The sequence below is a fragment of the Paenibacillus sp. OK060 genome, from assembly GCF_900101205.1.
Taxonomy (GTDB): Bacteria; Bacillota; Bacilli; order Paenibacillales; family Paenibacillaceae; genus Paenibacillus; species Paenibacillus marchantiae.
In genome coordinates this window covers 887,167-910,841 of sequence record NZ_FNFR01000001.1, presented here as the reverse complement: position 1 = coordinate 910,841, position 23,675 = coordinate 887,167, and the positions used below count along the sequence as shown (strand labels likewise).

Genomic DNA, 23,675 nt, shown 5'->3' with positions numbered 1-23,675 from the left:
TTAATTTTTGAACCGTTAAATTAAGATACTTTATAAAGCTATAATAATTATATGGGATAACCTAAATAAATCAAGTTCCTTTGCAAATTGAATATAGAGATATTATGCCTAATGTTATTAAAAAAACCTCTGCGATCCAATAATTATTGGATCGCAGAGGTTTGCTGAAGTAAAAAATATATAGCAGTTTGCAAAGACAACTTTTAAATCAACACATTATCCAGCCGCCTGAACAGTTTGCTCCTTGCGACTAATTGCGTAAACGGCCGACACCAGACCCATCAGGATCAGAACCGATCCCACCCATCCTGTATACATAATGGACGAATGATCGATAACCATCCCACCTATATAGGTTCCCAGAGCAATACCAGCATGTGCAATTCCTGAATTGGTGCTAATTAACGTTTCAGCCGTTGCCGGTGAGGTTTTGATAATCAGACTATTCTGTACCGGTGTAACGGTCCAGCTTAATGCACTCCAGATACTTAGCAGAATCAAGAAGGCAATTAAAGGCAACCCGGTACTAAATGGAATAACCGCCATGCTTATGATAAAGGGTATCAGCACGATAATAATGGCTTTGGCTGGGTGCAAGCGATCTGATAATATGCCGCCGATTCCTCCCCCTGCCACAGCAGCGATACCAAACATCATATAGATAAAGGTGACCATTGTTGAGCTGGCTCCCAGCGCTTCCTGGAGAAATGGTGTGAAATAAGCATATAACGTTAAGTGTCCTGCGAGCACAAGCAATGTTGTAACATGGATTGCCAGCATTTTCGGATTCCATAGAGCAGTAAGCTGCTTCTTCAGGGATACTGCCGGAATCGGCTGCACACGATCCATGGCAATGCCAATGGCAACCATGACTACTGCAGTCAAAATCGCGATCAACATAAACACTTCACGCCATCCTGCGATATTACCCACAAAGATTCCGAGAGGTACCCCCAGAATCAGTGATGCACTTCCTCCCATCGTGATTATTCCCACAGCACGCCCTTTATATTGGGGCTCCACAATACGAGCTGCGAGCGTCAAAGACAGGACAAAAATCAGCGAGCCCGTTGCAGCCCCCAATGCTCTGCCTGCCAAAAGAATATAGAAATTAGCACTGAACGCAGAGATGAGATTGCTGATTAGAAAAACGAATAAAGTGCACATATATACTTTTTTACGTTCGAATCTAGCCGTCATATTTAACAAAATAGGCGCAGATAACGCATAGACAAGGGAGAAGATGGAAATTAAATACCCGGCTTTGGCCAAGGTCAGATGAAGATCTGTTGCAATCAAGTCCAGAATCCCGCCTAAAATGAGTTCAACGGTACCAACCACAAATGCCGCGATTGCCAGGACATATACTTTTTTATTCATTTTTGAATCCTCCTCAAAAGTTACAACTACGATAGTAACTTAATTAAGAGAGGATTTCAATACAAAAAAGCTATTCTCCGAAAGAATAGCTTTGGAACCATCGTTTTAATAAATTAATCGCGCCAGCAGACGTGCGATTTCTTCGTCCTGAAGCAGCTGGTCACCATATTTTTTGGTAATTTGAGTAAGAGCGACGTCATGATAGAAATAATCCGTCATTGCTTTAACAATCGGTTTGGATGTTGTCTTGATGGCCTTCCATGAATCATGCTCGATACCTGCAAACAAGAGATAGCCATGGTCAACAATGATTAGCTGCGAGGGCTCAAGATTACTGTCCTCAAGCATCGGAATTAACGAATATTTATGGGTTAGAGACGTTTGCAGTCCTCCTACAGCCAAGACCTCTACATGTACCCCTTCTGCCTCTTTTCTCTCCAGAAGCTCCCGGTATTTCTCCATTTGTTCGTTCCAGGCCAGAAAAAGGATATACGAATCCGCTTCCTCAATGAGCTGTTCAATGTTCGATGCAATGGATGATGCATCCTTCAATGTCCAGATATGTTCATCTGTGAATGTACGTTTGATTTTATATGTCTTTAATTCCTCAATATCCTTCTCAAAGTCAGCCCTAATTTTGAGTATAATGGACTGAAGATCAACCGCCATGTACAATTTTTTCTTCCCATGCATAGTTGTTAGGACGATTCCCTTATCAATAAGCCGATTAAGCACTTCGTATATCTTAGCCTTGGGTACATTAGAGTAATTAACAATGGATGTGGCATCGAGCGGTGCATCCTGCGCAAATATGGCCTCATATACCTGACTTTCATATTGTGTAAAACCGAATTTCTGCAACATGGTTCGATTCGGGCTCCTTCTTGTTTGTATCGTTCTATACAGTTTAGACGCCTGAACTTCCCATGTCCAGTTTATCCCACCTAATTACGTTCGATCCCAAAAGCGTTGTTGGGTCATGGCTTGAATGAATTGTTCTGCAAAAGCTGTAGGTTGCTGTTCCACAATGACACCAGGTTTGCCGATAATGCCGACTGGCTGAATCAGGGCCGCCCCCGTCGGTGTAGCTCCTATCGGTTTAAAATGATTGTACGTTTCAATGGCATAGGATCGGGTGTATTTCTGAAAATAATCATCTTCCTTCTGTCCTCCAACAATGAATAACCCATCATATACCAAAGGTGATCCGGTCAAAAAGCTGTCGTCCACTTTCAACTCCACACCGCTCGTTCCATGGACCACACCTTGTCTTTCATGAACAATGACTGGACGAAGTCCCGCGCTCTTAAACTCATCCAAAATGTATTGTGTGCTGGGACCATCAAATCCTTCACCGACAATCACCCCGACGCGCAGCGTTTTGGGAGAAAACACAGTATTGGCCATACTTAACGCAGGGGAGGATTTTGTCACTGAAGATTCGGGAACGTTCGGTACAGCGACTCCAAGCTCGTGGGCCAGAATGGTCGCCAGCTCTGTGCTGATATTCCCTAACATATCAACGACCTGTTGACGAATTGAAACGTCCTTTACTTTCCCAAGTTCAAACGTGAGCGCCTGAATGATATGACTCCTCTCCACGCCTGTCATGCTGTTCCAGAATAAACGTGCCTGCGAGAAATGATCCAGGAAACTAGGTGCCGTTTTCCGTTCCTTGAGACCTTGCACCGTGGAAGGATAGGTTACAAACCCACCTTTTGTACCGGGCACAGTATAGGGAGAATTATTGGCAAGAGAGTTATCGTGATAGGCGACTCTCCCCCGATCAATAGTAAATCGGGAAGCGCCGTCTCTCTGGTTGTTATGTATAGGGCATACAGGACGATTGATCGGCAATTCCTGATAATTCGTGCCAACCCTTGCCAATTGTGTATCCGTATACGAGAATAGCCGGCCTTGAAGCAGTGGATCATTGCTGAAATCAATGCCACGTACAATGTTGCCAGGATGGAAAGCCGACTGTTCCGTTTCCGCAAATACATTCTCGACATTTTGGTTAATCGTCATTTTGCCAATGATTCGTACCGGAATGTCTTCTTCAGGCCATAATTTCGTTGCATCCAAAATATCAAAATCAAACTTGAATTCATCCGCTTCCTCCAGCACCTGTATTCCAAGTTCGAGCTCAGCAAAGTTACCTGCATTGATATTCTCCCACAGGTCCCTGCGATGAAAATCCGGGTCCGCCCCGCCCAGCTTCTGCGCCTCATCCCACACAAAAGAATGCATGCCAAGTACAGGCCTCCAATGAAATTTTACGAATCTGGATTTGCCTTCTTTGTTCACCAGCCGGAAGGTATGTACTCCAAATCCCTGCATCATTCGAAAGCTTCGTGGTATCGTGCGATCAGACATAATCCACATGACCATCGCTGCCGACTCCTGATTATTCGCGATAAAGTCCCAGAAGGTATCGTGCGCAGTGGAGCCTTGTGGAATTTCATTATTGGGTTCCGGCTTCAGTGCATGAATCAAATCCGGGAACTTGATCCCATCCTGAATGAAGAAGATCGGAATATTATTGCCGACCAGATCAAAGTTGCCTTCTTCGGTATAAAACTTTACTGAAAACCCACGCACATCCCGATTCGTTTCGTTCACTCCTTTGGAGCCTGCAACCTCGGAAAAACGAACGAATAGCGGTGTCTTCACACCGGGATCCTGAAGAAAATGTGCCATCGTTAACTCTTCAAGTGACTCATATAACTCAAATTCACCGTAGGCTCCATATCCCCGGGCATGCACAACTCTCTCCGGAATGCGTTCCTGGTCAAAGTGAGACAATTTCTCACGCATCAGAAAATCTTCAAGCAGCGTGGGTCCGCGATCCCCCGCTTTTAGCGAGTTGCTATCATCCGATATTTTAACCCCTTCGTTGGAAGACATCTCTTTTCCGTTATTATCCCGAAGAAAGGCATTTCGCTGTTCTATCTTTTTGTTCTCATCCATGGGTTCCTTGCTCATTCCAATCACCTCCAGCATTATATGTATGGGACTGGAAGTACACTTATGATTGACTGATACACCATACTTTGGTCCGAATCATGTGTGTGAATTACAAATACGGATAACATGAGCTTTGCCATGAGGCATAGCTGGCGATTGTCCATTTATGAAATATCGCGTCCATTGTCTAACACCTTCCTCATTCCCTTTTCATTTACTATAAAGAATCTAATAGAAAAGAGATGATGAGGATGGCTAGTGTAAAAGCTGTTCCACAACCGGATTTGGTATTGATCTACTGGTCCAGAAATCCGCTCGTTCCCGGTTCTGCACGCCGAATCAGAAGTGTACGTGTGATCGGGAACACATCCCCTTGTACCTTCACACTGGTGCGTGGTGCATTGCTGATTAATGCCTTAAACTGTTTGCTGGACAATGATATTGGTTTTAAAGTGGTGTATAGCAAAAAAACATCGAGCATCAGTGGCGTTTTATTGTTGAAACGCAGATCTTAAACGAACAAACAGGTGCCTCCTTCAATAAGGAAGTGCACCTGTTTGTTATTTAATCAATGAATGATGTGACTGAACTCCACTCTATTTGACGTTCATATAACGTTCGAAGGCATCATTACGGATGGTCAGTAACTGTTCAAGTCCCATATCATTCAACTTTTTGATATAAGCATCCCAGCCGTCTTCGATGCCGCCTTTGGTTACCCACTGAGCTCGCATCGTCGCTACATAACCGTCAATATCCGTTGTCAGCGTTGGCAGCTCCTGGAACTCTTCAGCATTGTACATAACCTTCGGATAAGGTGTCGTTACATCTGCACTGCCCAACTGATCAATTTGCAGCTTGAGTCCGTCACCAGCCTTCGGATTAAGCTTAATTTTTTCTTCAAAGGAAGGGCTTACATATTTGGGTCCGAAATCACGCAGGGATTGATCCCAGTACCAAGCATCGGCGCTAGTGCCTGCTGGCGGGTCCATCAGCGTATATGTGCCATCATCATTTTTCTTGATTACAGTTCCAATCGCACCCCAGAAATTCTGAATGCTGGCTTCATTGGAATAGAACTGATCAGCCCAGCGTGCCGCTACTTCTGGAACAGTACATGAACTTGTAATGAGCAGTTCATTACGGGCCAGATTCATACCGCCCGGATCACCTGGTTGATAACGTTTGCCATCAGGTCCGGCAATAGGCGCAATCGCTTCATATTCGTCGCTCCACTTGCCAAATACTGCATCGGGCGTCCATTGGTTGCTGAAGCCGACGATTGGAATGTCTGCATTTTGCCATTTGGCTGATGTCATTGTATTGTCTTGTGTGAACAGTTCCTGATCAATCAACCCTTCTGAATACAGCTTGTGTGTATAAATAAGAGCTTCTTTATAGGCGTCAGTCGTTGGGAAGAAGACCGGTTTACCGTCCTGCACAATCATACTGCTGGCATTAATGTCAGTGATTCCGAATGGATTGAGGAAATCCACATTCAGACCCGTTTCCGTGTACGGAATTTCGTCCTGTTTTCCATTTCCATTCGGATCTTTTTCCTTAAACGCTTTCAACACCTGATACAGTTCTTCTGTTGTCGTTGGTGCTTTCAGCCCCAGCTTATCAAGCCAAGCCTTATTAATTACAGGCTGATTCCGGCTCTTCGGACGGGCAGGCAGTCTTGTTGGCATGGAATAGATTTTGCCATCAGGAAAAGTACTGATTTTCTTCATGTCTGGCGTCTCTTGCATAGCAGCCTTCAAGTTGGGCATATACGAGTCAATATACTCATCCAGTGGACGGAAATAGCTCAGGTTGTTTACAATGTCCGAATCGCTGAACACCTGGTCACCCAAGATAATGTCCGGGAGTGTACCACTGGCAAGCATAATGGATTTCTGCTCCCCCCAGTCATTAGAGGACATGACCTGCCACTCAATTTTCACATTGGAATCCTTCTCCAAATCCTTGAGCCATTGGTTCTGTGTAAAGGTGTCGCCCATATTCCCCCAACGAACCGTCAGTACCTTGAGTGTGACCGGTTTATTGACAATCGGAAGACCTTCCTTGTTAAAATCACTTGAAATCGTAGTCTCCGCAGGTTCACTACTATTTCCACTACTACAACCAACAACGCTGACCAACATGGCCGACACGAGAAGCAGGCTGTTCATTTTGGTGAATAACTTCTTGCCTATCTTTTTCCCCATTTGGGAACCCCCTTGATTCGTAATGAATTTCAACCCGCCTTATTCCTTCACTGCGCCGATCATCACCCCCTGATTGAAATACTTTTGGATGAACGGATACACACACATGATCGGAATTGTAGCGATGATAATAACGGAATACCTCATCAAATTGGCAAGACGCAGGGCAACTTGTGCTGCTTCTCCTGTACCCATGCCGGACTGCATCTGATTCGTGATGAGGATATTACGTAAAATTAGTTGCAGCGGATACAGATTCGGATCTTTTAGATAAATCAGGGCATTAAAATATGAATTCCAATACCCTACAGCAATCCATAGTCCAAGGACTGCGATGATTGCTTTGGACAGCGGCAATACGATGAGTACAAAATACCGCAGGTTACCACAGCCATCGATCTGGGCAGCTTCCCATAAATCTCCCGGAATACTGGTCTGGAAAAATGTCCGGGCGACGATCATGTCGAAAACCACGACGGAGAACGGAAGCACCATCACCAGGAACGTGTTATAGAGATGGAAGTCGCGGATCGTCAGGAAGGTTGGAATCAAGCCGCCGCTGAAGAACATCGTAAAGATAAAGAACAGCGAGAAAAATTTGCGCCCGACCAGATCTTTTCTCGATAATGCGTAAGCCGCCGAAATATTAACGACAAGCCCGAAGAGTGTTCCCACCACCGTATACAGAATGGTATTTCGATATCCGATCCAGATATTTTCGTGTCGCAGCAGTTCCCTATACCCTTCAAGCGTGAAACCTTTGGGGAAAACCCACACCTGTCCGTTAGCCACAGATGAAGGATCACTGAACGAGGCGATGACAATAAAATAGATCGGATAAATGATAGCAATCAGAAAAAGAACAGCAAAGGCATACAGTACAACTTCTGCAACCGTAACACGTGGTCGACGTTTTGTACGGGGAGTTCTGGTCATTGCTGCCGGTTCCATAACGCTCATCTTGTTTGTCTCCCCCCTACCATAGACTGTTTTCACTGTATTTCTTGGACAACTGGTTGACCAGAATAAGCAAAATGAAATTAATGACGGTATTAAACAGGTTTATCGCTGAGGAGAAGCTGTATTGGCTGCTCAGTAACCCGATTTTGTATACATAAGTAGACAGAATCTCACTTGAGAGAATGTTCAGGTCATTCTGCATCAGATACACCTTCTCAAATCCTACGCCCAGTAATCCGCCTACCCGCAGAATAAGCAGCGTGATGGCAGTCGGCAGCAGCATCGGAATATCAATATAACGAACCTTGTGCCATCGACTTGCCCCATCAACCGTGGCCGCTTCATAGAGGCTTGGGTCTACGGCAGACAGCGCGGCAATATAGATAATGCTATCCCAACCGACATGCTGCCACACGTCAGACCATACATACACACTGCTGAACAGAGCTGATGAACCCATTAAGTCCGGTGCTTGTGCTCCAAACAGCTGATACATATTGCCAACGAGCCCTGTACTTGGCGAGAACAGGATCAGCATCAACCCAACCATAACTACCGTTGAAATAAAGTGAGGCATATAGGAGACTGTCTGAAAAAGCCTCTTGAATCTTCCTGCTCTCATCTGGTTCACCAGTAGTGCAAGCATAATTGGGATCGGAAAAGTAGCCAAGCTGTACAGACTGATCACAAGTGTGTTACGTATCGTATTGGTAAATTGATAGGAATGAAAGAATTTCTCAAAGTATTTGAATCCAGCCCAAGGGCTGTCTCCGATTCCCAACGCCGGACTGTAGTCCTTAAAAGCGATTAATACGCCGTACATCGGCTTGTAGGCAAATAAAAGTGTCAACAGAACCGCTGGAAAAAGCAAAACGTAAAGGCCCCAGTTTCGCCTGATTCTCTCCAACGTTCTTCCAATATAAAGTGGATTGGTCCTCATGGTTCTTCCTTCCCTCCTGTAAATATACTGATGCTGCTCTCCCGTAGGACCTGTCATCTCTGGAATAGCTTCAGTATAAACTGCTTCACATTGGGTTTACCGGACCGCTAAGGACGTTATTCGGACTTCTATGGTTCCATCAATGAACTTTACAAGTAACCAAGATGCTTACAAGCAAAAATCATATCGTTATCCAGACTTTCGTGTGTGTAATCCGGACTTATGAATCAAAAGATGCAAATCTTTATGTTTTTTTCAAATAAAGGTTTTATACTATTCCTGAGATATTAAAGCGTATTCATAACCAAGCAATCAAGAAAGTGGTGCATTGTTCCATGGCAAACCTGAACACCATCAAACCCTACCCCATTCGGCATTATATCCGCATGATGTTCGTCATTTCCTTTGTCGTGCTCATCTTGGATCTTGTGATCAGCATTGCTTCCATATCCATGGTCAAACAGCAATCCACCCAATACTTGCAGGATGCAGCCGATCTGTATATCAATCGCATTAATCACGATTTTGCGTACATTAATCATTTCATGGGGTGGACACTGGCCAATGACGAGAATCTCGACAACATGAATACATATGGCGTGAACAGTATTCCGTTCCTAAAGGCCAACGAGAAATTACATTTGCTCTTTGCCGAACTACAGCGAAACTACGGGCAGTCGTACAATTTCTTTTATTACTTGGAGAATAGTGAATATTTCCTCAACTGCGCTCCAATAAGCATCTCCTATTCGGATTATTCAGAAGTGAAGAAGCAGATCATTACGCTAACCCGTGATAAAGGTGTGTATGAGAAGTTCTATTCCCATTGGACACCAATTCACGTGAACGGCACTTCTTATCTTATCAATATTGTGCCGTACTACAACCGTTATCTTATTGCCTTGATATCCGCAGATGAACTGATCGCCCCTCTCCAGCAGATTAATCTGGGGGCCAACGGATACGCCTCTCTGGTAGACGAGAATGGAGTGCAACTTTCTGGACCTGCCGGCGGGGATCACATACCAGAAGTGAGACATTCATTTCTCGATCTGTTCCAGTCTCATAATATTGTCAGCAGCGACTTCTCCAATGCGGCATTCAGCGTGCGCATGGCCATCAAGTTTGGTGCATTCGAGAAAATTATGGTAGCTCAGCTACTCATTATGCTGCTTTTTCTGATTGTTACCTCCACATTAAGTGCAATCATCATGTTTTTCAGGAGAAATCTGCTTGTTCCCATTCAGCGATTCTCCAAAAATTTGGCGCGTATTAACGAAGGGGACGAAGCGACAGACTTCAAGAGCAGTCGGATTATGGAACTGGAGCAGGTCAATGCACAGTTTAAAGAACTGGTAGCCCAGATTAAACGGTTCAAGATCGATCGCTACGAGCAGGAATTAGAGAAACAGAAAATACGATTGGATTATATGAAATTGCAGATTAAGCCCCATTTCTTCCTGAACTGTCTGACGAGCATGTACAGTATGGCACAGATGCAGATGTACGAGGAAATTGAGAGTATGGCCCTGGCTACGTCCCGATATTTCCGATATATCTTTCAAAGTGGGGAGAATTTCGTTCTTCTGAAGGATGAGATTGAACATGTGAGGACATTTCTGGATATCCAGAAGTCGCGTTACCGCGATGCTTTTTCCTACCGCATTGAACATCCAGATGTGATCACGGGCATCGCTGTGCCACCACTCGTCATTCAGACATTCATCGAGAATGCCGTCAAATATGGGGTCTCCCGAGATCGGGAATTATGCATTACTTTATCCGTAACGGAACAACGACAGGAAAATGGCGATCATGTGCTGATCCGGATTTCGGATACAGGTCCAGGATTCAGCCCGGATGTTCTTGACGCACTGATGCGTGGAGAAGCGCTGGAACAAACCGGTGGTAACCGGATTGGCATTATGAATACCATACAACGTTTGGAGTTGTTATATCGGGATGAAGCGAATATTACCTTTGCAAACGATGCAAGTGGCGCCCTGATCACGCTTTCCTTGCCTAAAATGATACTGAATTCAGATACTTCGGGAGAGGTGACAAACCATGAATGCATTGCTGGTTGATGATGATTATTTTGTAGTTATGGCTTTGGAAAAGAAAATCGATTGGAAGGCCTTGGGGATTCATACGATATTCACAGCCTACAATATTGCGCAGGCCAAGGAGGTTTTGCAAAATCATCCTGTTCAAATTCTCATATGTGATATTGAGATGCCCCAGGGCAGCGGGCTGGAATTACTCGCATGGGTCCGGGACGAATCGCATAATGTACAGACGATATTTCTGACCAACTATGCCGATTTCAATTATGCCCAGAAAGCAATTGAGCTGCAAAGCTTTGATTATTTTCTGAAGCCTATTGAGTTTGACAAGTTAACGCTTATTATTCAAAAGGCGGTTGCCAAAGCCCGAGACCAGCAGTTCATTGAGAAAGCCATTCATGAGGGTGAACTGTGGCAGAAAAATCGGAGCAAACTGATTGAGGATAGCTGGCGCAGGCTGATCTCTGGTAAAGCCTTTCCTTCCGGCCCTGCCGACGTCTCTGCCTTTTTGACAGAACAAAACCTGCCTTATGAAACAACAGATCTGTTTCTGCCTATCCTGGTTAACCTGTTTCCGTATGATCATACGCTGGGCAAGACCGACAAGAACCTGTTCGATTACGCTTGTTTGAATGTGATGGTTGAACGGTTTCAGGACACTCTCTTCTCCATTGAAGCCATTACCGAGATCAAGGATCATAACTGGATGATTATTCTAAAATGGAACAGAGCGCCGGATGCACAGCTGATCGAATCCATGTGCGGTTCGTTTATCCCGGAGGTTAATAATTACCTGAAGTCGGATGTCTGCTGTAGTATCGGGTTCTCTCTGCCACTGGGTCAGATTCGTCATACCATCAACGAGTTGTTGCTTATGAATGAAGAACGAATCAAACACCGCAACCAAACCTTTTTACTGGAAAACTATAATAGACCTGAATTGAATTACACACCGCCTGATCTGGGATTGCTGGAGAAATTGTTGAATGAAAATCGCTTCCAGGCGTTTCTGGATGAAACGGGGCGTTATATGCATCAACTTGTCCGTGAAGAGGTGGTAGGCACCGCTGTTCTAAGTCTGTTGCGTCTTGATCTGGTGCAACTTGTGTATGCCCAATTGAAGAGTAAGGAGATCGAAGTGCACAAGCTGTATATGGGCAAAACGAATGATCAGTTGTTCATGCAATCTCTGCATTCTATTGAAGACATGCAATCCTATATCGCTTACCTGGTGAATACGGCTGCGGAATATCTGAATGTTGCCGAGCAGCCCAAGTCGGTTGTACATGAGATTACCCATTATATACGCACTCACTATGGAGAAGATCTAACGAGGAATAACCTGGGGGAGATGGTCTATCTTAATCCAGATTATCTAGCAAGACTGTTCAAGAAAGAAATGGGCATTTCACTGGGCCATTATGTCATCCATACTCGTCTTGTGGCGGCCCGACATTTGCTGGAGACCACCGCACAATCGGTGCATACCATTGCTGGAAATGTCGGTTATACCAACTACTCTCACTTCACCAAACTGTTTAAGCAAGAGATGGGCTGCAGCCCCAATGAATATCGCAAAAAGCAGAAAGAAAACTCTCATGAAACAGGATGACCTTTCTCCTGTAATACAAAATGCCACCCTGCGTATCGCACGCAGAGTGGCATTTGCTGTTTTGCTATGCCTTATTTATTCGCATTAATGACTTCATTCACTTCCTGAGTGATCTGGTCTCCGCCAAGCTTTTTCCAATTTGCAACAAATTTATCGAACTCGTCAATAGACAGGTTGCCGTAGATGATTTTCAGAAACGTCTCAGCTCGCAGTTTATCCAAGGTTGCCTGTTTGGTGTTCATGGTTCTCGTCGGGGCGTAGATAAATTCATTCATGACAATGAGATCGTTATCCCGATAATATTTAATGACGCCCTGCGAGCTTTCCGGTCCAAAAATACGTTCCATATGCCACTTATCCAGATTTCCATTGCGGTAATCCATAATATCATCGTAGAACAGCTTTGCTTCGAGCTCTAATCCGGAAGTATCTCCCGTTTTGAGCGCCTGCTCGACTTCATCTTGTGCTTTTACGTTTTTGTTAGCAGGCAGATTGGATACGGTCGCATTCTGAAAACCGAGTCCGGTTACCCCGTTCAAATACGCAGCACGCTCTTCCTTGGCCGACTCACCGAACATTTTCTCTGCTTGGAAATTCAGCAGCTTGATTAAGGCTTCCGGGTGCTCATAGCCTTTACGAACGGCGAATATACCGCCCAAGCTGAGGTGGTTCTGCGTTTTGGCAGGCTGATCATCAATAGATTGAACCGGATAAGGCAGCCAGTCCACGTTCTTATCCTTTTTGATCATGCTGCTGACTTGAAATGGTGCCCATTGTGGCAGGAAGAATATGCCTGACTTACCCCCGTTGACATCCTCCATCATTTTTGCAAAGTCCTTCACTCCAAACTCAGGATCAATAACGCCCTTCTGGTACAGATTTTGCAGTTCTCGCAATCCTTCCTTCACTTCAGGCTGAACGGTACCATTCACGACCTGACTCGATGCGTCCTTGATCCAGGTTTCAAGATAACCATGATAACCGAGCAGGAAGCTGTTGATTGGCAAATCCTTGTTTAATGCAATACCGTAGGTATCATCTTTACCATTCCCGTCCGGATCTTCAAAGGTAAAGGCTTCCGCAATCTTAATGATATCCTGCATAGACTTTGGCGCTTCCAGTCCCACTTTCTTCAGCCAGTCCTGACGAATCCAGACCATATCTGAGGAATCAAGTGAGCCTGGGAAACTCACCATCGCGTAAATTTTCCCATCCTTGGTTACCGGTTTCAAGCCTGCTCCATCCTCAGCAGACATAAATTCCTTGACCAGATCGGATGCATACTTATCATAGACCTCAGTCAAATCTTCCAGCATCCCAGCTTCATGCAGCTGCTCAAACTGCACAGCACTTACTTTCAAAACATCTGGCAAATCGCCACTCGCCAGGGTGACGTTCATTTTGTCGTTGTAATTGGCATCTGGGACAATCCAGTCATAGGTGACATCGATCCCAAGCTCGTCCTTGTATCCTCTGGTCCATATGTTATTGGCGTGTGTATCGCCTTCGGCGAGCGTTTCTTTCCCTGTTTCATTCATAGTTGATGTTAATTTGATGGGTGGATCATATTTCGTAAGCGGGCCTCCCGCATCCTGCTTTTTGTTCGGTTGCGCTTCATTCTCAGCACTACCCGTACCCGATGAACAGGCTGCAAGCGTGGTTGCCAGAACCATGGTTAACGTTAACAATGAGAATTTCTTTAATGACATGTTCATGCGAATCCCCCTTTTTATTCCTCCCGTGAGGTATATAAGATGAACTAATGAATGTTAAACGTTGCACTCCGATAGCAGAACAACCTTTTGATCGCTGTTATCCCCAGATTTCCTTTATCCCTTTTTGAAGGGAGAAATCCGGTGATAAAGGCGAACGCTCCGCTTCTTCAGGTCTCTTCTGCTCTCTCCGTTATGGTTTAATCTTCTTTCATCTTATATATAATTTTATTGTATAAAGAAAGCGCTATCACTTCGAGTGTACCCCGTTGACATCTGGTATCTTTGATTTACCATTTCAGACTTGATCTAACTTTTTTGATCCCGATATTCCTGCGGCGTGCAGCCGGTGGCTTTTTTGAAGAAACGATAAAAATAATGCTGATCACTAAATCCGACCTTGGCGGATATTTCATGCATTTTGCAGGTGGAGCCGAGAAGTAATTCCTTGCTTCGCTCAATGCGCCGGTCATGGATATAGTCGGATATGCCTTTGCCTGTTATGTGCTTGTACCAACGGGACAGATATGACGGATTAAGGGAAACCTCCTGTGCAATTCGGGTTAGCGATAGGTCATCCTCCAGATGGTGCTTGATATAATGGTGAATGGTGATGAGAATCTGCGACTGATCATGGATACGTGTAACACTTCTTTTGGAGATAATCCATTCATATGCCGATTGATAGAAAACCACCAGATCAGACCAAGGCGTATGGATGTCAAAATGAAGCATACGAGATAACGCAATTTCCTCCATTGCTGATTCGTACAAGCCCAGCTCATGAAGAATCTCAATCAGTGCATTACCTGCGCATGAATAGATCTTCATTCGAAAGAATGGATCTTGAAGTCCTTCTTTTGAAGCCTCTGTCCATTTGTGAAACGACTCCATCCACTCCCTGTCTCCTGTTGTAACGCGCTGCCTGATCTGATCCAGATGAAGAGCTGCAACACTCTGCTGATTCAAAATATTGGGGGTGTATGGCGAATCATGCTGCACCTTGACCCGAAGAAGCTTCTCCATCCCAAGTCCAGGGCCCTCATGGATCGACAGGCGCAGCTGTGCAATCGCCTGACTTAACTCCATCCACTCCACCGCCTGTTCGCTCACCATAATGGAGACGGACAGATTCAGACAATCCGCACAGGATTGCTGCACAGACTCCAGCGTTCCATAGACGAAACGCAGTGTCTGTTCCCACTTCTCCTGCTGTCCTGTATGGAAGCTCAATGGCTCCACCTTTGGCTGAACAAAGCAGGCGATCACCTGATAATCCAGATCAATAGCCTTGACCTTGGCCTTATCCTGAAGCAGCTCCTCCGCAACGTTGGCAACCGCATAGCGAATTAAACTTCGGTCCGCCTGGGATTGATAGTTGTTCCACTCCTCAACCCGTATAATGACCGGAATTACAGGCTCGTTGGACATGAAAGGTAACTGGACCGCATCCAACTCTTCCTGAAGCGAGGCGGTATCATTTCTTTCTGTTCGTTTTAGGAGATCCAGCAGTAACTGTCTCTGTAGCTGCGGCAGCGCTCTGGGCAGCTTGCTGCGAAACCAGGCATGCTGGTAACGGAAATCATTTTCCTCCGAAATTTGTGTTAACGCCCGCTCTACCGCTGCGCGAATATGACTCATGCCCTCTGTCTTTAACAGGTAATCCACGACACAAGGGTTACGTATCGCTTGATGTGCATAATCAAATTCGTTATGACCTGTCAGCAATAGAACTTTGCATCGTGGCCAGCGATCCGTTATCTTCTCGATCAGCTCCATACCATCCATGCCTGGCATACAGATGTCGCTGAGCACGATATCAATTTTGACAGAATTCAACCACTCGATTGCTTCAAAGGCAGAGTATGCCTTAATGATCTCCATATCCTGAAAATCCGCTTTTTGAAAGAACGCATAAAGACCATCCAAAATAACCGGTTCATCATCGACAATTAACATGCGCTGCATACGATTACTCCCGTCTCCATGGAATATTTAAAATCATGCATAAACCGCCCAACTCACTACGCTGCGCACAAAGACCATAGCCCGTCCCGAACTTGATCCGTAAACGTTGATTCACATTCATTAGTCCCGTAATCTCTTCATCCCCATGTCTCGGGTTCGCAGATTCCTGAAAGGATGCTTGCAGGCTGCTCAGGATTTCATCCTTTAATTGATCACCATCATCTTCTATCCGAATGGACAATTTGTGATGGTCCACTTGATAGGATAATTTCAGAATTCCTCCCTGACTGCGCTTGGCAAGGGCATGCTCGAAAACGTTCTCCACAATCGGCTGAATGATGACTCGAGGAATGGCGATGTCTCGATACTCCCTACTTAGTTCCTCCAATTGCAGTTGGACTCTTGAGCCAAATCGAATTTTCTGAATAGAAGCATAGACCAAGGCATGGTCCACCTCTTCACCGAGCGATACCTCGGAATGAGAATCCCTGGACATATACCTGAAATATTGACCCAAATAGTCGGTGAATTCCTGAATTAATTCAACATTCTCGACCTCGGCCATTTGCTTGATGCTGAACAGACTGTTATATAGAAAGTGAGGCTGAATCTGGGACTGCAAATGTTTGAGTTCTGCCTCGCTGGTTCGAATCCGGGCAACATAATTTTCATCAATCAAAATATGTAAGCGCTCTATCATGTGGTTGAAGCGAGAGTATAAATAACCGAATTCATCGCGTCTGGATTGCGGAATATGAATATTTGTTTGGCCCTGCTCCGCCATTCTGAACCCGCGAATGAGCACAGATAACGGCTTGTGAATTGACCTGTAGATCGAAAAGGAGAAGATCATAATGATAACAATTGAAATAAGCGTCAACGTCCACAGCCATAGGTTGTATTGTTCCAGCGGAGCTTGGAGCACATCATTAGGGATACTGGCTGTCAGCGTGAACGAGTGATCGGGATCATAAAGCGAATAATACAGATATGGATCGGATTGAAATCTCGTCACTTGCATGGATACAGGTGATACCGGTGATACCCGTTGCAATAATGCCGCCGACGTAGGTTCGTCTGAAGAGGAAATGGCGACATTGTGCTTCTCTCCGAAGCTCAGCGTAATATCACTGCCTCCTGTTTCCTCGAGCTGCTGTAATCTGTGCTTCAGTTCTTCTGCAGACAAGCGTATGCCTAATATAAAATTGGGTGGTTCTTCATGATTCATGTTATACGGATTGCTTTTGAGAAAATAAAGATTGTTATCCGAATAAGACAACTCACCATTCAGATTCCCCATAGTTTCCAGCAGATCCTTCCATTCTGTATCCTCTACATTGCGAATTCCGTCCACCGCGCTTACTCGTTTATGCAGAGCCGGAACGTAATACACAACATCGCTGATATAGGGACTCGTCACCATGATCTGCCCCAGCTTGTTGTGGATATTATTGAGACTGGAAGTCACCTCATATCTACTCATAATCGCAGCTCGTGTACTTAGGGTGGACATCGTTTCATCGAACGAAAATTCGGTAACAAGCCCACTCATTCTCTCCAGTTCGAATTGCAGATGATTGTGGTAAAAATAAAGCTTTGATTCATGCGCCTTCTCCACTTCCGTCTGCATTTGCTTGGAGCTGGTATGCGTGATCATAATGCTGATCCCATATAGGGGCAGGATGACGAGCACAAAAGCAATCATCAGTTTGACGACGATGGATGCATTTTTCCAGGTGCCCACCGCGAATCTCATTTCACTTCACTCCTCTCCTCAACGGCAAAAAGGAGCCGGAAATCGGCTCCTCCCATTGGTTTTCCTCCATCGATCTTATCCCTTTACACTACCGACAACAAGTCCATGAACGAAATACCTTTGCAGGAACGGATACACGAGCAGAATGGGTATAACAGACAAAAAGATTTGAGATGCCTGGGTCGTTCTATCCGACACCTGACTTAATAGTGTTGCATCTTCAAGGGTCATCATCTCACTTTGAATCATCGTCACTTGCTGAAGCATCGATTGCAAATACGTGGCTAGCGGATAACCTTCCGGACTTTTCATATAAATCATGCCATCAAACCAGGCGTTCCAGTGTCCCACCATGGCAAACAATGTAATGGTTGCGATACTGGGCAATGAAATGGGAAGGTAAATGCTCCATAGCGTGCGGAAATGGCCTGCGCCATCCATCCAAGCCGCCTCTTCCAGCTCCTTCGGCAAACCCCGGAAGAAATTCAGCATAAGCAATACATTAAAGATCGGAATCGCTCCCGGTAATATCAGAGCCCAGATGGAATCCAAAAGGCCTGCTTCCTTGACGATCAGATAACCCGGGATTAATCCTCCACTGAATAGCATGGTAAAGACAAAAACCCACGCATAGAACGTTCTGGAACGAAACTTTGCTGCCTCTTTGGAGAGCGGATAGGCTACAAGAATCGTGAAAATCAGGTTGGTCGCAACTCCGAGTACCACACGGAGAAGACTTGTACCGAATGAATTTAGAAACTGCTGATTTTCGAGAATGTATTTATACGAGGAGAAGGTGAAGTCCACCGGCCAGAATGTGACACTCCCCGCCTTGACTGCATCACTTGAACTAAACGAAATTGCCAGAATATTCACAATAGGAAACAGACATAGCAAGGCAAGAAGGGTCAGGATGACATAATTGATTCCCAGAAACCAACGGTAGGCTCTTGAAGCGTGATGCATGTTCTTGCCTCCTTTCTAGAAAATCCGATAATTGGCTAATCGGTAGGCGAGGAAATAACCAAGCCCGATAAAGATAAACGAAACGACTGACTTAATGAGACCTAATGCGGTTGATACCGAATACTGAGCATCTTGCAGACCGATCCGATAGATCATCGTATCCAGAATGTCTCCGGATTCATAGACCAGCGGATTGTAGAGGTTGAACACTTGGTCAAAACCACCGTTAAGCACGTTACCCAGACTCAGTGTAACCATTAGAATCACGATGGGGCGAATGCCAGGCAGCGTAATATGCCAGGTCTGCTTCCATCTTCCTGCTCCATCCATGACAGATGCTTCGTACAGGGATTTATCAATGTTTGTCAGTGCGGCCAAATATATAATCGTGCCAAATCCGAATTCTTTCCATTGGTCCGTAATGACGAGTATGTAAGGAAACCATTCGTTACTGGCCAGGAATTGAACCGGCTCTACACCTACTGCTTTAAGCAGCATATTTACGATCCCGGTACTGGGAGATAATACATCCACAATGATTCCGGCCAAAATGACCCAGGAAAAGAAATGCGGCATATAGATGACCGTCTGAATCGTTCGTTTAAAACCTGTTTTGCGCACCTCGTTCAGCAGCAGGGCCACAAGTACCGGAATGACCAAACCGGACACAATTTTCATCGCGGAAATAAATACCGTATTCCATACGACCTGACCGAACCCCGGCAGATCGAACAGATACCTGAAATTGTCCAGGCCGACCCAGTTCATATTTTTGAATCCGGCAATGGGAGAGAAATTCTGAAAGGCAATGGAGAGTCCCGCCATCGGAATGTAACCGAATACAATAATGATGATCAGTCCAGGCAATATCATGAGATGAAGCGGAACGTTTCGTATAAATTGTTTGTAGTTGGAACGCATGAGCTGTCTCCTCCTTCAAATTCATTATAGAATCCGTCAGGAATCGGCAATAGTGTAGGCTATTTACTTTAGGTATCTTTTGTTGACCCTCTTCGTTGAACGCCAAAAAACCGCGAGTGTCGCGGTTCTAAGGCTGCATCAGGTTACTATTGAAATATTAAAACTTATTATTTCTGGACATCCATAACCAATACATTGACCGAATGAGCAGGAAGCTGCAAAACAACCGAATCCTCCTGCAGATGAATCACTTGTTCTTGTGGAACAATTTTCTCATCATTTTTCTGGTTCACATTAGGAACATGTAGCAATTCTTCATCTCCGCCAAGTGTTATCCATTTCGCAACAGAGGTAACGTTTAGATTTTGAAGGTGAATTTGGGTTGCTTTGTCCACCCCATCTGCGTTCACCAGCTTCACATACACTTGCTGCGCATCTCTCGTAACAGAATGGAATACATCCCGGTTGTACGCTTCCAGCTTGTAATCCAGAATTCTGCTGGTCGTGTGACCATCGGTATAAGAGCAGATCAGATTCTTCCCTGTATCGCCACCATAATTGACAGTAATCGTATAATTCGTATCGTTCGCCAGCGGTTCATAGTTGGCTGCCCGGAGATTCCCCGCCGCTGAACTGGAAGAATAATCACCCAGAGTGTAGCCTTCTACACCTTGTTTATATACTTTGACTCCCGTTGCATTGCCGCCATATCCGATTGCGTATTCGATGACATCCTTTTTCTCAGGTGAACTATCCGTCAATCCAACACCGATGGTGAAGCCATCCTCACCCGCTATACGCTGAGCCTCGACTTCCACTTTATAATTCGACCATTCATCGTTCAGAAGGAATAATCCATTCAGTCCGCTTGACTGGGCTTTCAAAATCAGTCCTTTTTCCTTCTCCAGCGTGTATCCTGCCGATCCCGGAATCGAATTCCATGCCTCATTCAGAGCTGTCCGCTCCCTGAAATCTTCTGTAAACAGCACGCTGCCATCCTGGTTCGATGTGACCGTAATCCGTTTCACCACAATATCGGCATTGCCTGTCGCAATCTCGATACCGCCTCGTGGAATGAGTTCCATCGGTTGCCCCTTGCTGTACGTTGTAAATGAAGTGCCCAGCACCTGTTCACCCACATACTTGGCAAAAAGCTGCTGCACATAATAATTCGGTGTATACCACACCGTTTCATCATCAAACCAGATGCAGTCTGGCGTCCAGCGATAGGTGCCGTCCGTCAGTACTTTGTTGAACAATGGCGCATAGGCAGCCAGGCGAACAACGTCCGCATTATTTTCAAAACCGGTCATGACCGCCGCTTCTGCGATCGCACCTGCCAGTGTATTTTTGTCCGTGGATGCATATTCTCCCACAAATACCTTGGATGTCTCTGTCCAATCCATACTGCCGTCTTCATGATAAGCCCGCTCATAATAGTTGTACCGGTCCACGTTGTTCAGCAAATAGTCATTGGAGCGATAGTAGTGCTCATCCGCAATGGTATCCATATAGTTGTCCTGATTCTCATACCAAGTGACCGTCTCCTCGATGACCTCTTTGCCATCTGCAAAAGCCACCTGAGCTGATCCGGTCAGATTGCCGCTCAGGAATTTCCAGCCCTGCTGGTACGCATCATCGTCTGCCTGGGCCCCAACTGTCGAAATGATATGAAGCTCATGATCAGGATAATTACGTTTCATATACTCATCAATTGACGTCTTGAATACTTCAAAGTTGGCAAAAAATTCGGTTCCCCAGTTCTCATTACCTACGCCAAGATAACGCAGATCGAATGGTTCAGGATGCCCCATGCTGCTTCGAATGGCAGCCCATTCATTATGTTCAATATCCGTGCTGAGCGCGAAATCGATCAGGTCTGTAAAGTTTCGGATATAGTAATCCCTCAAAGCGCCACCCGCCGGGTGTGCGTAATCCGAACGAGCCTGACACAGAACGCCACAGGCCATGACCGGCACCGGAGCAGCATTCAAATCTTCTGCCAGTTGGAAATACTCCATATAGCCGAGACCCATCGTCATCATGTAACCCCAGACGTTATAGTTCTCTTTGCGAAGCTCCACCGCTCCCACCGAATCCTTCCAGTCATACACATTATCCCAAATAAACGAACCTTCGGAAATGCATCCCCCCGGAAAACGCAGAAACTTCGGATGCAGATCAACAAGGGCTTGAACCAGATCTTTCCTAAGCCGATAGTTCGGATTCCCGGTGTAGTTGGCATGTGCTGAAGCGGATACTCCCTGCTCTTTCGGATCGGCTCCCCATACATCCTGCGGAGTCAACGACACCATGTCGATGGAAATGTCTCCTTCAAAGGTAAGTGCCAATTGCCCAAGCACGGTCTCCGTTCCGGTCAGGGTCACGTTTGAATGGGTGATATGGGGAGAGCTGGAGTGAGTCAATACATGGCTACCACTTGCATGACCGCTGATCTCGCCATTGGCAACAAGGACACGGGTATCGGAATAGGCGATCCCGTACTTCTTCCATGTGTTACCGCCTTCAACTTGCAGCGTAACTGAATCACTGATGGCATCACCGTTCCCGTCCTGCAATTGAACCGTAATCGTTCCTGCGGATACTGCCTTGGCCCAGACGGTAAAATCATATGCCTCTCCTTTCTTGATGGACATGGCACAATGCTCATTGGAATCCGAGAATCCGCGATTTCGAATGGTTGCACCCGTCTGAACCGTTACATAATAAGCGTTCACTTCCGGGTCTTCTACGTTAAGATGAGTGTTTATTCCATCGGTATGCTGTACGATCATTTTCTCGGTATCCCCTGACCAGGCAAACAAAGGATCACGGTTACGGCCTGTCGAACAACCACATTCGCCAGAGTCATGCGAGTACGTATCGAATGCAAAGGATTCGAACGAACGGTTCTGAACTAACTCCGCATAGATTCCCCCATCTGCTGCATTGTTGATATCCTCGTAGAACAGGCCGTACATCACTTCACTAATATCCGCCACATGCTGGTCCCCATGGATTGTAACGGTATAAGGCGGAAGATGTTCTGGCACAACGGACACATCAAAACTTTTGTTCAGCGTATTTCCACCTTTGGTTAAAAGTGCGTTCAAACGAATCTCCTGTGCTGAGCTCAGGGGTTGAACTTGTCCATTCGCTGACAGAACTTCTGGCTGACTTGATTTCCATTGAACGTTTACCTTGCCCCCCAGCAAATCTACAGGCAATGACACGTCTTTGGTAATAATCCGGGCTGGAGCAGACAAATATTTATCTCCTGCCAGCTTCACAATCTCTTCATCCGTCAGGGACTCGCACATGACTTCGATCACTTCATCCATGGACAGAGCCGCCTGATAAATCCGAAAATCAGACAGTGAGCCTGCAAAATCCACATCTGCCGCGTACTGAGAACGTCCAATATAATTGCGGCTATAATTCGCAGGATCCATGAACGAATCAAACCATCTGCGCAGCTTGGCATAGTTGCCACTAGACGTCTGACTGATGGAGCCATCCGCTACTTTCTCTCCATTCACATATACAACCGGACCCGCGCTGCTGCGTGTGCCGCCCTGACTGCCTGCTACTGACAAAGCAACATGCATCCATTCACCACTGGCAAATCCACGTCCCGGGTCTACAACCAGATCATCACCTGCATATAACGTGCCCCGCATCTGACGAGTCAGAAATAAATAGGGGCCCTTTTCTCCTTTGCCGAAGTCGAAAATTCGCTCCCACACGTTCGATCCCTTGCCTAAATGGACCCATGATGCAACAGTTACTCCAGTGTTGTCGCTTACATTTTGCAGCAAATTCGAAGGCAATTCCAAATAGGATGTTCCGTTCGATCCTCCAGTAAAAGTAACCGCCCATCTGCCATTCACTTCGGAAATGTCGGGTATTTTCTCTCCTGCGGCGCCTCCAACGTGCCCATTTCCTGAACTATCCTTGCCAATGTCGGCTGCATCTTCAAACTTGTAGTGTGCAATTAGTTGATTATGAAATGTATTCATGTTCATTCCTCCTATGTAGCGTAAATTATCGTAGATAAGCTTTCTTTAATTCGTATAAATATAAATTAATTAATAAATATATAAACACACGATCTAATCGTATAGTATCTTATTCCGAGTAAAGATTTCAATCCCAAAATTACAAAAAATCCGTTATATCATAGGAATTCTTTCGAATACATCGACCTTTTGCTTATC

Annotated in this window: 15 protein-coding genes; 3 read left to right on the top strand and 12 right to left on the bottom strand. The window is 45.4% G+C overall.

The window, feature by feature from the left end:
• Positions 1-216: 216 nt before the first annotated feature.
• From BLS14_RS04045 to BLS14_RS04035, 3 genes are all read right to left on the bottom strand, one after another.
• Complete coding sequence (locus tag BLS14_RS04045; protein ID WP_090806041.1) at positions 217-1,380, bottom strand: MFS transporter; 1,164 nt, start codon at positions 1,378-1,380, stop codon at positions 217-219.
• Positions 1,381-1,485: 105 nt separating this feature from the next.
• Entirely contained in the window at positions 1,486-2,244 is a 759-nt protein-coding gene (locus BLS14_RS04040) for a TrmB family transcriptional regulator (protein ID WP_064638684.1), read from the bottom strand.
• 84 nt (positions 2,245-2,328) lie between these two features.
• Entirely contained in the window at positions 2,329-4,365 is a 2,037-nt protein-coding gene (locus BLS14_RS04035; protein ID WP_371121303.1) for a catalase, read from the bottom strand.
• A gap of 233 nt (positions 4,366-4,598) precedes the next feature.
• Here BLS14_RS04035 and BLS14_RS04030 point away from each other — a divergent pair, with 233 nt between their 5' ends.
• Entirely contained in the window at positions 4,599-4,862 is a 264-nt protein-coding gene (locus tag BLS14_RS04030) for a hypothetical protein (protein ID WP_063563578.1), read from the top strand.
• An 81-nt stretch (positions 4,863-4,943) separates the two neighbouring features.
• On the opposite strand, the gene BLS14_RS04025 is transcribed toward BLS14_RS04030, so the two are convergent.
• From BLS14_RS04025 to BLS14_RS04015, 3 genes are read right to left on the bottom strand one after another with little or no spacing between them, the layout of a single operon-like run.
• Positions 4,944-6,557 (bottom strand): type 2 periplasmic-binding domain-containing protein, encoded by a 1,614-nt coding sequence (locus BLS14_RS04025; protein ID WP_090949649.1) that lies wholly within the window; start codon positions 6,555-6,557, stop codon positions 4,944-4,946.
• Positions 6,558-6,596: 39 nt separating this feature from the next.
• Positions 6,597-7,493, bottom strand: a complete 897-nt coding sequence (locus BLS14_RS04020) for a carbohydrate ABC transporter permease (RefSeq protein WP_063563637.1) — start codon at positions 7,491-7,493, stop codon at positions 6,597-6,599.
• Between the two features lie 40 nt (positions 7,494-7,533).
• Positions 7,534-8,457, bottom strand: coding sequence for an ABC transporter permease (locus BLS14_RS04015; protein WP_063563576.1), 924 nt, complete (start codon positions 8,455-8,457; stop codon positions 7,534-7,536).
• Between the two features lie 335 nt (positions 8,458-8,792).
• On the opposite strand from BLS14_RS04015, the gene BLS14_RS04010 reads away from it, so the two are divergent.
• Both BLS14_RS04010 and BLS14_RS04005 read left to right on the top strand, forming a co-directional pair.
• A complete protein-coding gene (locus BLS14_RS04010) occupies positions 8,793-10,544 on the top strand; it encodes a sensor histidine kinase (RefSeq protein WP_064638688.1) in 1,752 nt (583 codons plus the stop codon).
• The gene (locus BLS14_RS04005; RefSeq protein WP_090949646.1) at positions 10,525-12,135 is read left to right on the top strand and encodes a response regulator; all 1,611 of its coding nucleotides are present in this window, start codon (positions 10,525-10,527) and stop codon (positions 12,133-12,135) included. The genes BLS14_RS04010 and BLS14_RS04005 overlap by 20 nt, the downstream gene beginning before the upstream one ends.
• A 71-nt stretch (positions 12,136-12,206) precedes the next feature.
• On the opposite strand, the gene BLS14_RS04000 is transcribed toward BLS14_RS04005, so the two are convergent.
• The 6 genes from BLS14_RS04000 to BLS14_RS03975 form a co-directional block, all read right to left on the bottom strand.
• On the bottom strand, positions 12,207-13,850 hold the full coding sequence (locus tag BLS14_RS04000) for an extracellular solute-binding protein (protein WP_090949644.1): 1,644 nt from the start codon (positions 13,848-13,850) through the stop codon (positions 12,207-12,209).
• A 306-nt stretch (positions 13,851-14,156) separates the two neighbouring features.
• The gene (locus tag BLS14_RS03995; protein ID WP_090949641.1) at positions 14,157-15,815 is read right to left on the bottom strand and encodes a response regulator transcription factor; all 1,659 of its coding nucleotides are present in this window, start codon (positions 15,813-15,815) and stop codon (positions 14,157-14,159) included.
• A 4-nt stretch (positions 15,816-15,819) separates the two neighbouring features.
• Entirely contained in the window at positions 15,820-17,571 is a 1,752-nt protein-coding gene (locus BLS14_RS03990) for a sensor histidine kinase (protein ID WP_090949639.1), read from the bottom strand.
• Between the two features lie 75 nt (positions 17,572-17,646).
• The gene (locus BLS14_RS03985; RefSeq protein ID WP_090949638.1) at positions 17,647-18,537 is read right to left on the bottom strand and encodes a carbohydrate ABC transporter permease; all 891 of its coding nucleotides are present in this window, start codon (positions 18,535-18,537) and stop codon (positions 17,647-17,649) included.
• Positions 18,538-18,552: 15 nt separating this feature from the next.
• The gene (locus BLS14_RS03980; RefSeq protein WP_063563569.1) at positions 18,553-19,458 is read right to left on the bottom strand and encodes an ABC transporter permease; all 906 of its coding nucleotides are present in this window, start codon (positions 19,456-19,458) and stop codon (positions 18,553-18,555) included.
• Positions 19,459-19,625: 167 nt separating this feature from the next.
• Complete coding sequence (locus BLS14_RS03975; RefSeq protein ID WP_090949636.1) at positions 19,626-23,477, bottom strand: alpha-L-arabinofuranosidase C-terminal domain-containing protein; 3,852 nt, start codon at positions 23,475-23,477, stop codon at positions 19,626-19,628.
• Positions 23,478-23,675: the final 198 nt, after the last annotated feature.

Excerpts from the sequence above, each read along its gene's own strand:
- BLS14_RS03985 (WP_090949638.1), bottom strand. The coding sequence starts at position 18,537 with ATGCATCACGCTTCAAGAGCCTACCGTTGGTTTCTGGGAATCAATTAT.
- BLS14_RS04005 (WP_090949646.1), top strand. The coding sequence starts at position 10,525 with ATGAATGCATTGCTGGTTGATGATGATTATTTTGTAGTTATGGCTTTG.
- BLS14_RS03980 (WP_063563569.1), bottom strand. The coding sequence starts at position 19,458 with ATGCGTTCCAACTACAAACAATTTATACGAAACGTTCCGCTTCATCTC.
- BLS14_RS04035 (WP_371121303.1), bottom strand. The coding sequence starts at position 4,365 with ATGAGCAAGGAACCCATGGATGAGAACAAAAAGATAGAACAGCGAAAT.
- BLS14_RS04015 (WP_063563576.1), bottom strand. The coding sequence starts at position 8,457 with ATGAGGACCAATCCACTTTATATTGGAAGAACGTTGGAGAGAATCAGG.
- BLS14_RS03975 (WP_090949636.1), bottom strand. The coding sequence starts at position 23,477 with ATGAATACATTTCATAATCAACTAATTGCACACTACAAGTTTGAAGAT.
- BLS14_RS03995 (WP_090949641.1), bottom strand. The coding sequence starts at position 15,815 with ATGCAGCGCATGTTAATTGTCGATGATGAACCGGTTATTTTGGATGGT.
- BLS14_RS04025 (WP_090949649.1), bottom strand. The coding sequence starts at position 6,557 with ATGGGGAAAAAGATAGGCAAGAAGTTATTCACCAAAATGAACAGCCTG.
- BLS14_RS04020 (WP_063563637.1), bottom strand. The coding sequence starts at position 7,493 with ATGACCAGAACTCCCCGTACAAAACGTCGACCACGTGTTACGGTTGCA.
- BLS14_RS03990 (WP_090949639.1), bottom strand. The coding sequence starts at position 17,571 with ATGAGATTCGCGGTGGGCACCTGGAAAAATGCATCCATCGTCGTCAAA.
- BLS14_RS04010 (WP_064638688.1), top strand. The coding sequence starts at position 8,793 with ATGGCAAACCTGAACACCATCAAACCCTACCCCATTCGGCATTATATC.
- BLS14_RS04000 (WP_090949644.1), bottom strand. The coding sequence starts at position 13,850 with ATGAACATGTCATTAAAGAAATTCTCATTGTTAACGTTAACCATGGTT.
- BLS14_RS04045 (WP_090806041.1), bottom strand. The coding sequence starts at position 1,380 with ATGAATAAAAAAGTATATGTCCTGGCAATCGCGGCATTTGTGGTTGGT.
- BLS14_RS04030 (WP_063563578.1), top strand. The coding sequence starts at position 4,599 with ATGGCTAGTGTAAAAGCTGTTCCACAACCGGATTTGGTATTGATCTAC.
- BLS14_RS04040 (WP_064638684.1), bottom strand. The coding sequence starts at position 2,244 with ATGTTGCAGAAATTCGGTTTTACACAATATGAAAGTCAGGTATATGAG.